Genomic DNA, 15248 nt, shown 5'->3' with positions numbered 1-15248 from the left:
CAGTCACGCGCGTGTCTTTTCATGAGGGTTAACATTCGCAGTCGAGTCGGTATCGTGGCCCAGCAGCAGCGCTTGAACAAGGAATACCGACCAAGGTCGCAATGCTAAAATCGCGGCGCAAGCGCCGACCGGGCGAGCGGCCGCAATAACAACTTCGAACGGACCCCTGATTCCTTGAACATCACCATCTTTGGCTCCGGCTATGTCGGGCTGGTCACTGCGGCTTGCTTCGCCGATGTCGGCAACGATGTGCTTTGCGTCGATGTCGACGCCGGCAAGATCGCGCGCCTGCAGCAGGGCGAGATTCCGATCTACGAGCCGGGCCTGACCGAACTCGTGACCAAGAACGCGGCCGAAGGCCGCCTGCGCTTCACGACCGATGCTGCAGCCGGTGTCGCGCACGGGCTGTATCAGTTCATCGCTGTCGGTACGCCGCCGAACGAGGACGGCTCCGCCGATCTGCAGTACGTGCTCAAGGTCGCCGAGACCATCGGTACGCACATGAGCGAGTACCGCATCGTGATCTCGAAGTCGACGGTGCCGGTCGGCACGGCCGACAAGGTCCGCTCGACGCTGAAGGCCACCCTGGCCGCGCGCGGTGCCGCATTCGAGTACGACGTGGTCTCGAACCCGGAATTCCTCAAGGAAGGCGATGCGATCGGCGACTTCAACAAGCCGGACCGCATCATCGTCGGCGCCGACAGCGCGCGCGCAGCGAAGGCGATGCAGGCGCTGTACGCGCCGTTCAACCGCAACCATGACCGCGTGATCGTCATGGATGTGAAGTCGAGCGAACTCACGAAGTACGCCGCGAACGCGATGCTGGCGACCAAGATCAGCTTCATGAACGAACTGGCGAACCTGGCCGAGAACCTCGGTGCCGATATCGAGCGCGTGCGCATCGGCATCGGTGCCGATCCGCGGATCGGCTATCACTTCATCTATCCGGGTGCCGGCTACGGCGGCTCCTGCTTCCCGAAGGACGTCAAGGCGCTGGTCAAGAGCGCGGCCGATGCCAACTTCGACGCCAAGATCCTGAAGGCGGTGGAAGCGGTCAACAATCGCCAGAAGACCACCTTGCACACCAAGCTGGTCAAGCATCTCGGCTCGCTCAAGGGCAAGACCATCGGCATCTGGGGCCTGGCATTCAAGCCGAAGACCGATGACATGCGCGAAGCGCCAAGCCGCGTGCTGATGGAAGCGATCTGGGCCGATGGCGGCACCGTGCGCGCCCACGATCCGGTGGCGATGCACGAGGTCGAGAAGATCTACGGCAAGCGGCCGGACCTGGTGCTGGTCGACTCGCCGATGGAAGCCGCCAACGGCGCTGATGCGCTGGTAGTGGTCACCGAATGGCGCGTGTTCCAGAGCCCGAATCTGCCGCGTCTGAAGCAGCTGCTGAAGCAGCCGATCATCGTTGACGGCCGCAACATGTACGACCCGGCCTGGGTGCGCGGCGAAGGGTTCATCTATGACTGCGTGGGTCGCCCCTAACAGATTAATGTGACATCCGTGTTGCAGTTTCTTGACGTGCAGCTCCCACAGGTCTAAATCGATGAGGTCGGCGAACCGGATCGGGTGATCCGGGCCACGGCCGGCGTTTCGGGACGGCGTCGTCCCATCGATGGGAGGTGCGAGGATGAACAACAAGACGGTGCTGTTTGCCGCTGCAGCCATGTTGTTGACGACTCATGCGGCAATCGCCAAGAAGCCGGGCGCGAGCCTGGTCCAGCCGGTGTCGTTCAGCAGCCTGCAGTCGCGGGAGCTGGAGCAATCGGCCCTGCCACTGGACAAGGCGTTTGACGATCTGTCATTCGGCGAGATGGATCTGCTGCGCAATCAGTACGCGCTGCTGCGCAATAGCGAGGAGCCGCCATATCCGACCGGTGGCCTGCAGAGCATCGTCAGCGAACTGAATGCCTTGCAGGCGCGTTCCGGCATGCGCGGCGAGCTGTTTGCGGTGATCAGCGTCGACGCGGCCGGCAATGCCCAGGATGTGTCCTGGTTGATGACGCCTGAGCAGGGCTCGCTTGAAGAGATTCGCAGCGTCCTGCTCGCCGCCCGCTTCAAGCCGGCGAAATGTGGCGTGAAGGCCTGTGCGATGGAGTTTCCGCTGCACGTCGACTTCGGCAGCCGCGCGCTCTGAAGCGGGCTTTGAAGTTGTTTGGCCGATCGCCCGGCGCAGAGCTGGGCGATCGGTTCGCTGATCTTGCCTCAGGCGCGGCTGTAGACGCGGCCTGACGGCAGGCTGGGGCGCAAGCCGCTACGGCCGTAGACCGACGGCGGTTCAGGTGCCATCGCCACCAGCGCGCTGCGCACCTGCTGCTCCCGCACTTCCAGCAAGGCCCCGTTGACCCGATTGGCATCGGCCAGATGACGGGCGAGCGTGGTCAGGCGACGCCAGGCCTGTACCAGCGTTTCGCCGCCGGGATGGCGGATCAGCCAGGCTTCGAACTCGGGTCCTGAACGACGCGGGCCGGACAGGATCTGCAGGCGATCGCCGAGGCGTTGCAGCTTCGATGCGGCATCTGATTTCACCGCGCAGGCCGCTTCCAGCGCTTCGATCGAACGGCCGGCGAGGGCGGCGTGCTCCTCATCGAGCACGGTGATCAGGTTCTCGGCGCAGAGGATCTGTGCGTCGATGACTTCAGCGAGATTCAGATTCGATTCGTTCACCGCGGCACTCCTGGTTTTCGCCAAGCTTTCAGGCCATGGCGTACTCGAAACGCGCGAGCTTCGCGGCAATGGCAGCCGGGTTGGGCTGGTAGCTGCCGTTGTCGACTGCTGCGCGCAGACGTTCAACCTTGCTGGCATCGGTGCGGGGCACCGCCGCCAGTGCTTTCTCGAACTGCTGCAGATTCACGGCATCGCCGGTCAGCTGCACGCGGTCGGTGCCCCCAACGGCCGACACCGCGCTACTGCTGCTGTCACCGGCTACGGCACTGGCCGATTTCGCGGCACCGTTGCAGGCAACCGGGCGAGCACTGCTGGCAGGGAAAGTTTCGATCTTGACGGTCATGGCAGGCTCCGGAAGGCGCGGCGTGATGCGCCCGATGAGCTGCTAACGACAGTTTTTGCAAAAACTTTAGCGCCAGTTTTCCGACTCTTTCGACCAAGTCCCGCAAACCGCTACAAACCAACCTCCACCGTGCCGCCATCCTTGACCACGCCCTGCACGACCTTGCGTGACGACAGGTTCTCGACCGAGATCCGCTCGCCATCGCCGCCATCACCGAGTGCCTTGCCCTGGGCGCGTACCTCCAGAGTGCCGCTGCGACCGATCATGGTCACCAGCGCGCCGCGCTTGATCAGCTTCTGGGCGCTGACCGCATCCGGCGTCAACACCGCACCGGCAGCGACCGGGCGCCGCAGCACCTGGCCGGCGGCCTTCTGCACGTCATTGAAATAGCCATAGCCGAGGGTTGCGACATCGCGTGATTCGAGACGCAGCGCATCCGTGGTCAGCGGCTGGCCGGGCATCACCGGCCGCACCATCACCACGACCGCCTGCAGATCAAGCACCTTGACCGGCACGAACACCTGCCAGAGCGGATTGCCGGCTTCGCGGCAGGTGATGACGATGTTCCAGGCGCCGCGCGTGGCCGGGCTGGCGGCCGAGCTTTCCAGCGGCTGCGCACACAGCGGCAGGCGCAGGCGGTTATCGAGCGCGGCGGCTTCGATCTTCGCGGTCGGCGGCGACTGCACCGAAACGAAGGTGACGGCCGCGCTGCGGATACGGTCCAGCGATTCGGTGCGGCCGTCATCGGCACGCACTGCCATCGTCGCCATCATCAGCAAGGTGGCGACAACGCGTAGATGAAGCGATGGCAGGGCGATCATCGAAGTGACTCGTTCGGACTCGAAGCCAACGCTACAAGCCCTGTGCCAGTGACGATTCCGGTGGCGGCCTCGCGAGGAACCGAAGTTGCACGGGCTGGGCTACCACCCGCTCGAATGTTGGTAATCCTTCATGGCCTCCGGCTTGCTCGAAAGCATCGACCGCAGCACCCAGCTTGCAGGGCACAACCGCCTTGCCCTGCTGCTGTTCCGGCTCGATGAGCGCCAGATTTTTGGCATCAATGTCTTCAAGGTGCAGGAAGTGATTCCCAAGCCGCCGCTGTCCTGGCTGCCGTCCTCGCACGAGCTGGTGCGCGGCGTGGCCGACATCCGCGGCCGGATGATTCCGGTCATCGATCTCAATCGCGCGATCGGCCAGCCGAGCGACGAGCATGCTGCACACGTGATCGTCACCGAGTACAACCGCTCGATCCAGGGCTTTCTGGTGCGTGCGGTGGAGCGGATCATCCACGTCAATGTCGAGCACGTGCGGCCGCCGCCGGATGGTGCCGGCGAGGGCGGTTATCTGACCGCGATCACGCAGTACAACAATGAGCTGGTCGAGATCATCGATGTCGAGCAGGTGTTGTCCGATGTCGTGGGCGTGCAGGCCTCGCTGTCTGAAGCGCTGCGCGAGGAAGCAGTGAGCGTCGCCCATTCGCGACGCCGCGTGCTGGTGGTCGATGACTCGCGCGTTGCCCGCAACCAGATCGAAAAGACGCTCAACCAACTCGGCATCGAGTGCACCCTGGTCAACGACGGCCGCGAAGCCTTGCGCTATCTGCAGGCGCTCGCAGCGCGTGACGAGCCGATCAACGATTCGCTGCTGATGGTGATTTCCGATGTCGAGATGCCGGACATGGACGGCTATCGACTGACGACAGAAATCCGCCGCGATCCGAAGATGAAGTCGCTCTACGTGATGCTGCACACCAGCCTGTCCGGCGTGTTCAACAACGCGATGGTCGAGCGCGTGGGTGCCAACAAGTTCATTGCCAAGTTCAGTGCGGATGAGCTGGCGACCGGTGTGCTGGATCGGTTGAAGGCGGTCGCGCTGGAAACAGCTTGAAGCAGTGGCCATTGGCCAGAAGAAGCGGGATGGGATCTTCAAGTACGTCATTCCCGCCTGCGCGGGAATGACGGGTGGGGTTTGAGTTCCGCATCGAATCTCGAAGCTGCTTCCGCGCGTCTTGACACGGACCAAGAGCCACCGAGCATTGCTTTATCCGCGTCGCTTTTCCGTCGCCAATCACCCCTGGCATACGCCTTGTAACGATCCTCCCGAACGCAAACGCGGGAGGATGCAATGGCCAACCTGGATCCGATTTTCGGCATACATGCCGAGGCGATGTCCGTGCAGCGCAAGCGCATGGAAGTGCTGTCGGCCAACATCGCCAATGCCGATACGCCGGGCTTTCAGGCCCGCGATGTCGACTTCGCTTCGACGCTCGCGTCAGTCATCAAAAGTGATTCGCTGGGTGCGTCACGCACCTTGACCACGGACGCTCGCCATATCCCCATGAATCTGAATCTGGCCGGCGACGGCAGCCGTCTCGCCTACCGCGTGCCGATGCAGCCCAGCGTCGATGGCAACACTGTGGACGTGCAAGTAGAGCAGGCGAAGTTCGCCGAAGCTGCCTTGCACTACCAGGCTTCGCTGCAGTTCGCCGATGGCCGCATCCGCGGCTTGATGACGGCGATCACCGGTCAGTAAGGAGCGCCCGACATGTCCTCTTTCAAGATCTTCGATATCGCAGGCAGTGCGCTCAGCGCCCAGTCGCTGCGCCTCAACACGGTGGCCTCGAACCTCGCCAATGCCGATGCGATCAGCGGCACTGCGGAGGGCGCTTACAAGGCGCGCATGCCGATGTTCAAGGCGGCAATGGAAGCGGGCGGCAAGGATGCGGCTGGTGTGCAGGTGCTCGGCGTCGTCGAAAGCCAGACGCCGGCCGACAAGCGCTACGAGCCGGGCCATCCGCTCGCCGATGCCGATGGCTATGTCTATGCGCCGAACGTCAACGTCGTCGAAGAGATGGTCAACATGATTTCGGCTTCGCGCTCCTACCAGTCGAGCGTGGAAGTGATGAACACCGCCAAGGAACTGGCCAGCCGCACCTTGTCGCTCGGCCGCTGATTGCGCGCCTGATCCAGCGAACTTCTCCAGGACACTGACATGACCGCAGCCGTCACCAACAACACTTACAGCGATCTCGGCCTGAATCTTAAGCAGACCGACAAGAAGGCTGAATCACTCGGCCAGGCTGACTTTCTCAAGCTGATGACCACACAGTTGCAGAACCAGGATCCGCTGAAGCCGCTGGAGTCCAACGAGTTCCTCGGCCAGATCGCCCAGTTCTCGACCGTCTCCGGCATCCAGGGTCTGCAGGATTCGTTCAAATCGCTGTCGACCTCGCTGACTTCCAGCCAGTCGCTGCAGGCGGCCGGTCTGGTCGGCCACGGCGTGCTGTATCCGTCGAAGACCGGTTATCTCGACGGTGAGAACGGCCTCAGCGGCGGTGTCGACATGACCTCCGGCGGCCAGCTGGCCGTCGAGATCGTCGATGGCAGCGGCCAGGTGGTGCGCCGTCTCGATTACGGCACCCAGGGCGCGGGCACCAGTTACTTCACCTGGGATGGCAAGGATTCCGCCGGCAATACCCTGCCGTCCGGCAGCTACGGCATCCGCGGCCAGGTCACCCGCAACGGCAAGAGCGAAGCGGCGGACACGCTCGCGGCTGGCCTGGTGCAAAGCGTGGCCCTGGGCAGCAACGGCCTGAGCCTGAACCTCGCTGGCGTGGGCGCCGTCGCCTTCGGCGATATCCGCCAGATCATCTGAGCCCGGCCGCCATGAACCTGCGCCGCAAGCCATGTCGTTTGGTCGCTGCTATCCGTCCGGGATTGCGCCAGATCCCCGGCCTGTTCGATTTCCCGGCGGCGGGTTGCCGCCGCGGTCCCGAAGAACTGGCGAAGTTCGTCGAAAGCCTCATTGCCCCCACACGTAGCATCGGAGCCCACTGACATGTCCTTCAACATTGCACTGACCGGCCTCAACGCTGCGTCTGCGGACTTGAGCGTCACCGCCAACAACATCGCCAACGCCAACACCACCGGCTTCAAGGAATCGCGCGCGCAGTTCGCCGATTTCTTCCTGTCCAACGCCTATGGCGTATCGGACACGGCAGTTGGCGGCGGTGTGCGGGTCGGCAAGGTGTCGCAGCAGTTCACCCAGGGCGCGATCAGCGTCACTAACAATTCGCTTGACCTCGCGGTCAGCGGCACCGGCATGTTCACCCTGTCGAAGAACGGCGCGATCAGCTACTCGCGCGCCGGCCAGTTCGGTACCGATCGCGACGGCTACGTCGTCAACGGCTCCGGTGCCCGCCTGCAGGCCTACCCGCCGGTGGCCGGCGGCACCAGTTTCGATTCGGCGAATCTGACCGACATCCAGCTGTCGACCTCGGACAACCCGCCGAGCCCGACCACCTTGCTCAAGACCGGCGTCAACCTTCCGGCCGAAGCCGCTGTGCCGGTGACGACGCCGTTTTCGTCGACCGATCCGACCAGCTACAACAACACGACCTCGGTCACCGTCTACGACTCGCTCGGCACCGCGCACCCGGCCAATCTGTTCTTCGTGAAGTCCGCCACGCCGAACGAATGGACGATGCATACGCAGATCGACGGCAACGAGATCGGCACCGGCCAGACCGTCACCTTCAACGCCGACGGTTCCCTGGCCACACCAGCCAATGGCCAGATCGCGCTGCCGTCGTACACGACCACCACCGGCTCGAATCCGGTGACGATGACCCTGGACCTGAAGAACAGCACCCAGTACGGCAACACCTTCTCGGTCAACAGCCTGACCCAGGACGGCTATGCGACCGGTCGCCTCAGTGGCATCGAAGTGACCCAGGAAGGTGTGGTGCAGGCGCGTTTCACCAATGGCCAGGCGACACCGCTGGGCCAGATCGCGATGGCCAATTTCGCCAATCCGCAGGGTCTGCAGCAGCTCGGCGATACCAGCTGGGGCGAAACCTTTTCGTCCGGTCCGGTGATTCGCGGCACTGCGAACTCATCGAACTTCGGCCTCATCCAGAGCGGCGCGCTGGAAGGCTCGAATGTCGACATCACCAAGCAGCTGGTCAACATGATCACCTCGCAACGCAGCTTCCAGGCCAATGCCCAGATGATCTCGACGACCGACCAGATCACCCAGACGATCATCAACATCCGTTGATCGATTGCCGAGGCCTTACGGAGACTGAAGCGCCATGGATCGTGCTCTTTACGTCGGAATGTCCGGCGCCATCGCCACCCTGCGGGCGCAGACGGCGAACAGCCACAACCTGGCGAACGCCGGCACGGTCGGCTTCCGGGCCGAGTTGGCGGCAGCGCAGTCGATCAATGTCGAGGGCGCAGGCTTTCAGTCGCGGGTCAATTCCCAGCTGGCGGACAACGGCTGGGATTCGGCGCAGGGCGCGATCATGCAGACCGGCGAATCGCTCGATATCGCACTGAAAGGCGACAACTGGCTGGCGGTACAGGCGCCGGATGGCAGCGAGGCCTATACAAAGGCCGGCGATCTGCGGCTCGATCCGAATGGCCAGCTACGCACGGCCAACGGTCTTGCCGTGCTTAGCGATGGCGGGCCGATCTCGCTGCCGCTGTCGACCTCGATCTCGATCGGCAACGACGGCACCATCACCGCCGTGCCGCAGGGCCAGAGCGCGGCGTCACAAGTGGTGATCGGTCGCCTCAAGGTGGTCAGCGGTGCCCAGAATCAGCTCGAACGTGGCGGCGATGGCCTGATGCGCGCCACCACCGGCACCACGCTCAATCCGGCCGCCGGCGATGTGCTGGTCAGCGGCGCGCTGGAAAGCTCGAACGTCAACCTGGCTGGCGCGATGGTCAACATGATCAACCTCGCGCGGCAGTTCGAGCTGCAGTCGAAAGTGATGAAAGCCGCCGAGGACAATGCGCAGGCGTCGAATAGCTTGGTCAGCTTGAACTGATCCCTTGCTTGCCGAGGTCTAGAAGCGGAACTGCACGCCGGCTTCGACGTTGAACGCCGAATCCCGATCCGGGAACGGCTGTTCGTCCTGCCAGCGCACCGATAGATCGAACAGGAAGTTCCGCCACGGCAGGCTGATGCCACCTTCGATTTGGTCGACCGTCACCGGTTGCGCGCTGACTGTGTTGCGGCGAAACCCACCCTCGGCCTGAATCGCCGCCAGCTCCGTCGTACTGATGTGGGCGTTGTACCAGGCGAGCCGGTAATGGCGGCCGGCGCTGTCGGTCAGGCCGCCGACCAACGAGAACAGCGTCGAGTCGCTGTCCAGCGAAAAGCCCAGCGTGCGGCCGCGATAGCGGAAGCCATCGACGTACTCGTCGTTGTTGTAGGCGAAGCCGGGCAGGCGTTTGCCAAAGGTGAACCAGTCGAGCGTGGCACGGCTGTCCGTGTATTCGGCAGTCAGGCTCCATTGCGCGCCATTGGTTTCCCAGGGGCCGGTCCAGTGCAGGCCGGTGAGATAGCTGGTGTAGGAATGGGTGAATGGCCCGGTATCGTCGTTCAGGAACTGCACGTACGGCGAAAAGCTCACCACGTTGAAATCGTGGACGTAAGTGAGCTCGATGCTGGCCTGATCGTTGGAGTTGTTGCGGTCGGAATTCGTGTTGTTGATCGCGAATGCCGCTTCCAGCGGATTGCAGTTGTTGCCACCGCCACAGAATTGCACGCTGCGGGTGATGCCGATCTCGAGGCCTTTCACCGGCACGAAGGTGAAGCGCAGCGAGCCGAGCCCGGTGTTGCGCTCGACTCTGGCGTCTTCTTCCAGCAGGCCGACATTGAAATCAAGCTGCCAAGGGCCCAGCCAGCTCAGCCACTTGGTTTCGAAGGCTTCAGGGCTGTTGCGGGTAATGCCGATCTTCGGATAGGGGCGCGCGTTGTTGGACAGGATCAGGCTCGACGTATGGCCCGGGCCGTACCACTTCTCGACCCAGCCGCCGTAGGTCTGCCAGTTGCCGAGCAACGCCGTGACATAGCTACCGTCAAGTGCGAAGCGATAGCCGTCGCCATCGATGTTGCTCAGCGCGCCGACTCTTAGATTCGCCGTGAAGCGATCGTTCTCGTAATCGACCCCGACGCGAACGTCGGCCTCGTCGCGCGCGTTGTTGCCGAAGTCGCGGATCAGGTTCGGTTCGCTGCTGAGCCGGAACGCGCCCGCCGCGTGCAGCGGCTTGCCGTCATCGTTATGGGTGTCCAGCCGAGCCAGGACGCGCTGGGCAGCCATCTGCACGTACTCGGGTTGGCCGACCAGCGATTGCGCGTCGCGTAGTGCCGAGAAGAATCCGATCGGAATCGGCCAGGTGGTGATCGGCCCGCTGACCAGCCCGCGGGCATGCAGGATCTCGATGTCATTGCGCAGCGATCTGTCACCAACCTCCGCCCAGGGCGCCGCTTGTGCCGAGTTGGTGCCGATGGTGAACGCCGCCATCAGCAGCACGGCGAGCGCGCCAAGCACAGATCGGGAACCAGGCTTCGAGAGGTTTGCAGCATCGGCAGCAAGCGACATGGCGTGTCCTGGAAATGATGGCAGTGCGATCGTAGACGATCATCTGCTGGCAGCGGGGTTAGCCGGTCTATCAAAGGTGATGTCGGTCCGGAATGAAAGAGCCACGGAAGGCTTCCGCTCTGGCCTCAGGCTACTGGAGGTGCGCTCTGCTGAATCTGCTCCCATGCCCTGGCCATCCAGTCCGGATTATCGAGATACCAATCCACCGTATCAGCTAGCCCCTGCGTGAAGGGTTGCAAGGCCCGCCACCCCAGTTCGCGTTCCAGCTTCGAGCCGTTGATGGCGTAGCGCCAGTCATGGCCGGGGCGATCCGTCACATGCTCGATCAGCCGAGCATGCGCGATATCTGCAGGCCGGCGGGCATCGAGCAGGGTACAAAGTTGCTGCACCAGATCGAGGTTGCTCAGTTCGATGCCGCCACCGATGCAGTAGGTCTCGCCGGGACGACCGCGTTCCAGCACGGCGCGCAGCGCGCGCGCATGGTCATCGACATGCAGCCAGTCGCGGACGTTGTCGCCTTTGCCGTAGATCGGCAGCGGCTTGCCCTGCAGCGCGAGGTGGATCATCCGCGGGATCAGCTTCTCCGGAATCTGGCGCGGGCCATAGTTGTTGGGGCTGTGCGTGGTCAGCACCGGCAGCCCATAGCTGCGATGCCAGGCTCGAACCAGATGATCGGCTCCGGCCTTGGTCGCCGAATAAGGCGAGTTCGGCGCATGCGGTGAAGCTTCGTCGAAGCGCCCGGTTGGACCCAGTGCGCCAAATACTTCGTCCGTCGAGACCTGCAGAAAGCGGAAGGCCTCTCGCCGCGCAGCCGGCAAGGTCTCGAGATGGGCGCGGGCTACTTCCAGCAACATCGCCGTGCCGACCAGATTGGTCTGGATGAACGCTGCCGGGCCGTTCAGCGAGCGGTCGACATGGCTCTCTGCAGCCAGATGCACGATGCCATCTGGCTGCTCGCGCGCCAGCAGCGCGTGCAGGGCAGGGCCATCGCAGATATCGGCAACCTGCAGCGAGAAGCGTGGATGGGCGAGCAGCGGAGCAATGGACTCACGCAAGCCTGCATAAGCGAACTTGTCGACGCCAACCAGGCGCCAGTCGGTATCGGCCAGCCATTGGCGCAGCACGGTCGAGCCGATGAAGCCGGCGCAGCCGGTGATCAATACAGTGGTCACTCTGCGTGGCTCCTGGCACGCCGGAACAGATCAGTGGCGCTGTTAAACTCCCGCCACTCAAATGACGGCGTCCACGCGCCGCCTGCCGGCTGCTGCCATCGCTGGATTCGCTGCATCAAACCAACGCCCATCATCGAACGCCTCATGGAAAACAACCCGGAAGAAATCTCGCTGCGTGATCTGTTCGATGCCCTGTGGTCCAGACGGCTGCTGATCATCGTGCTGACGCTCGGCTTCGGCATCGCGGCCGCCGTGGTTTCGCTACTGCTGCCTGAAAAGTATGAGGCCAGTGTCGTCCTGTCGCCTGTGGATGAAGAGAGCAGCAGCAAGCTGGGGGGCGCTGGTGCCTTGCTGTCGCAGTTCGGTGGATTGGCCAGTCTCGGCGGCGTGAGTCTCGGCGGCTCGGGCAAGAAATCAGTGGCAACCGCCACCCTGCAATCCCACGCGCTGACCGAAGCCTTCATCCGCGACAACAACCTGCTGCCAATCCTGTACCCGGATGACTGGGACGCCGACAAAAAGACCTGGACCACGACGGACCCGGAGAAAATCCCCACGCCGTGGAAAGCCGAGCGCATGTTCGCCAAGAAAGTGCGGACCATCGCCGAAGACAAGAAGACCGGCCTGATCACCTTGACGATCGAATGGACAGACCCGGAACTGGCCGCGAAGTGGGCAGGCGAACTGGTCAAGCGTGCCAACGAGGTGCTGCGTGCCAAAGCCATCGCCGAATCACAGACCAACCTCAGCTATCTGAACGAGCAGTTGACCAAGACCAGCGTCGTCGAACTGCAGCGCTCGATCTACAGCCTGATCGAATCCGAGATCAAGCAGGTGATGATCGCCAATGGCAGTGACGAATACGCGTTCAAGGTAGTCGATCCGGCGCGGGTTCCCGAACAACGCATCAGCCCCAAGCGCGCCCTCATCACGGGTGTCGGCGTCTTTGCCGGCCTGATGATCGGCTTCGTGCTGGCGCTGGCCTTGCCAAGGCGCAGCAAGACGCTGGCCTGAACGATCAGGCTTACTGCTGGCAATTCAGACGGCCAGCCCGGTCTTGTCCCGGATGAACCCGAGCAGGTTGGCATTGAAATGGGCGATGTCGAATGTCGCAGCGTGAGCCCGGATCGTATCGGCGTCGAAGCTGACGTCGCCGCGCTCGATTCTCTGCACGGCACCGATCAGGCCTGCTTCCGTCTGCTCGTGAAAGTGCAGGCCGGTGACGCCGTCGATTACCGTTTCCAGCGCGCCGCCACGACCGAACGCGATCACCGGCTTGCCGGTGGCCATCGCCTCCAGCGGTACGATGCCGAAATCCTCGACACCCGGAAACAGCAGCGCCTTGCAGCGCCGGTAGTGATCAAGGATGGCCGCCCGTGACTGCCGGCCGAGCACCTTCACATTCGGCCCGGCAATCGCCTTGATCTCATCGAACAGTTCACCGTCACCGATCACCACCAGCGGCAAACCCAGCTGATTGAACGCGCGCACCGCAAGGTCTGCCTTCTTGTAGCGAACCAGCGCGCCGACGATCAGATAAAAGCCTTCGTGCGCTGGCGCCAGTGTGAACTCGTTGATCTCGATCGGCGGATACAGCACTTCCGCATCTCGGCGGTAGAACTTGTTGATGCGCTTGACGACGAACGCCGAGTCGGCCAGGAAGTGATCGACACGGTCCGCCGACAGCCGATCCCACATTCGAAGGTAATGAATCATCGGCCGCATCATCAGCCGCGTGAACCAGCCGGCGTGGGCCAGATAGTCGTGATACATGTCCCAGACATAGCGCATCGGCGTGAAGCAATAGCAGACGTGCGCAACCTCCGGCGGCAAGACCACACCTTTGGCCGGCCCGCTTTCGGTGGAGATCACCAGGTCATAGCCGGACAGATCAAGCTGCTCCAGCGCGATCGGCATCAACGGCAAATACTTCTGGTAGAGCCGCTTCGCGAACGGAAGGCGGTGGATGAACGTGGTGCGGAGTTCGCGGTTAGCGAGAGGCGATGCCGCCACTACGTCCGGATCGTAGACGTTGGTGTAGATATCGGCGTCCGGGAACAGCGCCGCAAGCGCCTCCAGCACTTTTTCGCCCCCACGCCAGCTCATGATCCAGTAATGGACGATGGCGATCCTTGGTTTCAGTGCACTCATGCCGCCGCCGACGCACGCAGTTCAGCGAGCACTGCCTCAACCTTGGCCGCCACGTTCTCCCAGGAATGCCGACGAGCCTGGATCGGCCCGGCGATCTGCAGGCGCTGACGCAAGACGCTGTCGAACGCGAGCCGATCGATACCGTCCCGCAATGAATCAACCGAGAACGGATCTGCCGTCAGTGCCGCGTCACCCACAGCCTCCGGCAGCGAGGTAGCCGTGGTGGTCAGCACGGGTGTGCCGCCGGCCATCGCTTCGACGGGGGGCAGGCCGAAGCCCTCGAAATAGGACGGGAACAGCAGAGCGGTTGCGCCACGGTAATAGGAAGCCAGTTCGGAATCGGGAATATGCCCGACAAACACGAGGCGATCCGTCACGCCGAGCTTGCCGGCCAACGCCATGATGGCGGCGTCTGGATTGCCCGAGAGCACGAAGCGAACCTCGCTTGCTGCCTTCGACGTGGCGTAAGCCTCAAGCAGGCGATCAAGATTCTTGTGCAGCTTGCGACCGCCCACGTAGAGAAAATACGGATAGCCAGGTTGCCAGGCAGTGACCGGAGCAAAGAACGCCTCATCGACCCCGCAGCCCACAACCACCACCTGCGAAGGATCAGCTCCGGACCAGTCCAGCAGATCACGACGGGAGTAGTCCGAGATCGTCAGCACTCGAAAGCAGCCATGAACGGCCGGCTTCACTAGACGCTCGTAATAGGCACGCTTCAGCGCACCGGCCTCGCCAGGCACGCGCAAGTGAATCAGATCGCAGACCGTGAAGACCGCACGCTGTCGTGCGAACGCTGGCGGATTGAACCCGGGCGAGTAGAACAAGGCCTTGCGCGATGCCAGCAGTTGCGCGCCGCGCACGAAAGGATCGATGGGGCTCACCGGCGATGCTGGCCAGCCTGGCGCAAGGTAGCTGCCTTCGGGAAACAGTCGAGCGTGGAGCTCGGTTGTCATGCGGCCAATGCCGTGCGGGGCTTCCCAGCGGGTGTCGAAAATCATGGAAGTGCCGCTCATCTTGTTCGGCATGCTAAATAGTAAGTCCGTAATGACTAAATCCTGCAATGACTGATACCACACTGCCGCCAAACGCTAATGGCGCGTCCTTGATTGGCTTTAACCGGGCGACCGCATTCGTGATCGGCGTTTGCTTACTTTGTCCGTTGACAAACCTGAAGCTTGGCGATGTTCAATTGGTTGAAATATTCGGTTTATTCTTCGTTGCGTATGCCTACGGCGCATTTTCTCTCCGCCGTGGAACTCTGCACGCACATCGTGAAGTAATTTCGCTCGTCAAGCTATATGGCTTTTTTCTGCTGATTGTCACAGCGCTGGCGATCATAGCGCTGAGGCTTCAAACCTTTCCGCCATTCATTCTCAGCATACTAAAGACCCCGCCGTTTCTATCGCTCTCCAGAATTCTTCAGCTCGCTATCTGCATGATCGGTAGCACTCTGCTGATAATCTCAATGGTCAGAAATCCCAGACTTGTATCCGTAACTGCTCGCTATTTT

The 15248-nt window shown here is 62.5% G+C and carries 18 protein-coding genes; 11 read left to right on the top strand and 7 right to left on the bottom strand.

Annotated elements, in window-relative coordinates; all coding sequences use genetic code 11:
* The first annotated feature begins 174 nt into the window (after positions 1 to 174).
* Both QZY06_RS01630 and QZY06_RS01625 read left to right on the top strand, forming a co-directional pair.
* A complete protein-coding gene (locus QZY06_RS01630; protein ID WP_295679345.1) occupies positions 175 to 1494 on the top strand; it encodes a UDP-glucose/GDP-mannose dehydrogenase family protein in 1320 nt (439 codons plus the stop codon).
* A gap of 145 nt (positions 1495 to 1639) precedes the next feature.
* A complete protein-coding gene (locus tag QZY06_RS01625) occupies positions 1640 to 2146 on the top strand; it encodes a hypothetical protein (RefSeq protein WP_295679342.1) in 507 nt (168 codons plus the stop codon).
* Between the two features lie 68 nt (positions 2147 to 2214).
* On the opposite strand, the gene QZY06_RS01620 is transcribed toward QZY06_RS01625, so the two are convergent.
* From QZY06_RS01620 to flgA, 3 genes are all read right to left on the bottom strand, one after another.
* A complete protein-coding gene (locus QZY06_RS01620) occupies positions 2215 to 2676 on the bottom strand; it encodes a flagella synthesis protein FlgN (protein ID WP_295679340.1) in 462 nt (153 codons plus the stop codon).
* A gap of 28 nt (positions 2677 to 2704) precedes the next feature.
* Entirely contained in the window at positions 2705 to 3019 is a 315-nt protein-coding gene (gene flgM / locus QZY06_RS01615) for a flagellar biosynthesis anti-sigma factor FlgM (protein WP_295679337.1), read from the bottom strand.
* Between the two features lie 110 nt (positions 3020 to 3129).
* Entirely contained in the window at positions 3130 to 3840 is a 711-nt protein-coding gene (gene flgA, locus QZY06_RS01610) for a flagellar basal body P-ring formation chaperone FlgA (RefSeq protein ID WP_295679334.1), read from the bottom strand.
* 130 nt (positions 3841 to 3970) lie between these two features.
* Here flgA and QZY06_RS01605 point away from each other — a divergent pair, with 130 nt between their 5' ends.
* From QZY06_RS01605 to QZY06_RS01575, 7 genes are all read left to right on the top strand, one after another.
* Positions 3971 to 4906, top strand: a complete 936-nt coding sequence (locus QZY06_RS01605) for a chemotaxis protein CheV (protein ID WP_295679332.1) — start codon at positions 3971 to 3973, stop codon at positions 4904 to 4906.
* A gap of 237 nt (positions 4907 to 5143) precedes the next feature.
* Positions 5144 to 5551 carry a flagellar basal body rod protein FlgB gene (gene flgB, locus QZY06_RS01600; protein WP_295679329.1) on the top strand — a complete coding sequence of 136 codons (408 nt, stop codon included), beginning with the start codon at positions 5144 to 5146 and terminating at the stop codon, positions 5549 to 5551.
* A 12-nt stretch (positions 5552 to 5563) separates the two neighbouring features.
* Complete coding sequence (gene flgC / locus QZY06_RS01595) at positions 5564 to 5971, top strand: flagellar basal body rod protein FlgC (protein ID WP_295679326.1); 408 nt, start codon at positions 5564 to 5566, stop codon at positions 5969 to 5971.
* A gap of 39 nt (positions 5972 to 6010) precedes the next feature.
* Positions 6011 to 6673 carry a flagellar hook assembly protein FlgD gene (locus tag QZY06_RS01590; protein ID WP_295679323.1) on the top strand — a complete coding sequence of 221 codons (663 nt, stop codon included), beginning with the start codon at positions 6011 to 6013 and terminating at the stop codon, positions 6671 to 6673.
* Positions 6674 to 6684: 11 nt separating this feature from the next.
* Positions 6685 to 6855 carry a hypothetical protein gene (locus QZY06_RS01585; protein ID WP_295679320.1) on the top strand — a complete coding sequence of 57 codons (171 nt, stop codon included), beginning with the start codon at positions 6685 to 6687 and terminating at the stop codon, positions 6853 to 6855.
* 1 nt (position 6856) lies between these two features.
* A complete protein-coding gene (flgE, locus tag QZY06_RS01580; protein ID WP_295679317.1) occupies positions 6857 to 8077 on the top strand; it encodes a flagellar hook protein FlgE in 1221 nt (406 codons plus the stop codon).
* A 34-nt stretch (positions 8078 to 8111) separates the two neighbouring features.
* Positions 8112 to 8852 carry a flagellar basal body rod protein FlgF gene (locus QZY06_RS01575; protein WP_022975804.1) on the top strand — a complete coding sequence of 247 codons (741 nt, stop codon included), beginning with the start codon at positions 8112 to 8114 and terminating at the stop codon, positions 8850 to 8852.
* 18 nt (positions 8853 to 8870) lie between these two features.
* Here the strand turns inward: QZY06_RS01575 and QZY06_RS01570 are convergent, their stop codons facing one another.
* Together QZY06_RS01570 and rfbB are read right to left on the bottom strand one after the other, a co-directional pair.
* The gene (locus QZY06_RS01570; RefSeq protein WP_295679313.1) at positions 8871 to 10412 is read right to left on the bottom strand and encodes a capsule assembly Wzi family protein; all 1542 of its coding nucleotides are present in this window, start codon (positions 10410 to 10412) and stop codon (positions 8871 to 8873) included.
* 125 nt (positions 10413 to 10537) lie between these two features.
* Entirely contained in the window at positions 10538 to 11584 is a 1047-nt protein-coding gene (rfbB, locus tag QZY06_RS01565; protein ID WP_295679310.1) for a dTDP-glucose 4,6-dehydratase, read from the bottom strand.
* 144 nt (positions 11585 to 11728) lie between these two features.
* Between rfbB and QZY06_RS01560 the strand changes: the two genes are divergently transcribed.
* The gene (locus tag QZY06_RS01560; protein WP_295679308.1) at positions 11729 to 12598 is read left to right on the top strand and encodes a Wzz/FepE/Etk N-terminal domain-containing protein; all 870 of its coding nucleotides are present in this window, start codon (positions 11729 to 11731) and stop codon (positions 12596 to 12598) included.
* Positions 12599 to 12622: 24 nt separating this feature from the next.
* Here QZY06_RS01560 and QZY06_RS01555 read toward each other — a convergent pair whose 3' ends face one another.
* Positions 12623 to 13735 carry a glycosyltransferase gene (locus tag QZY06_RS01555; RefSeq protein ID WP_295679306.1) on the bottom strand — a complete coding sequence of 371 codons (1113 nt, stop codon included), beginning with the start codon at positions 13733 to 13735 and terminating at the stop codon, positions 12623 to 12625.
* Positions 13732 to 14763, bottom strand: a complete 1032-nt coding sequence (locus QZY06_RS01550; RefSeq protein ID WP_295679305.1) for a glycosyltransferase family 1 protein — start codon at positions 14761 to 14763, stop codon at positions 13732 to 13734. The genes QZY06_RS01555 and QZY06_RS01550 overlap by 4 nt, the downstream gene beginning before the upstream one ends.
* 35 nt (positions 14764 to 14798) lie before the next feature.
* Here QZY06_RS01550 and QZY06_RS01545 point away from each other — a divergent pair.
* On the top strand, positions 14799 to 15248 hold a 450-nt coding region (locus tag QZY06_RS01545; RefSeq protein WP_295679302.1), incomplete at its 3' end, for a hypothetical protein.

It is taken from the genome of uncultured Nevskia sp., from assembly GCF_903885465.1.
In the GTDB taxonomy this organism is placed as follows: Bacteria; Pseudomonadota; Gammaproteobacteria; order Nevskiales; family Nevskiaceae; genus Nevskia.
Note: the sequence above shows the minus strand (reverse complement) of the source record. Positions and strands in the feature narration are given on the sequence as shown.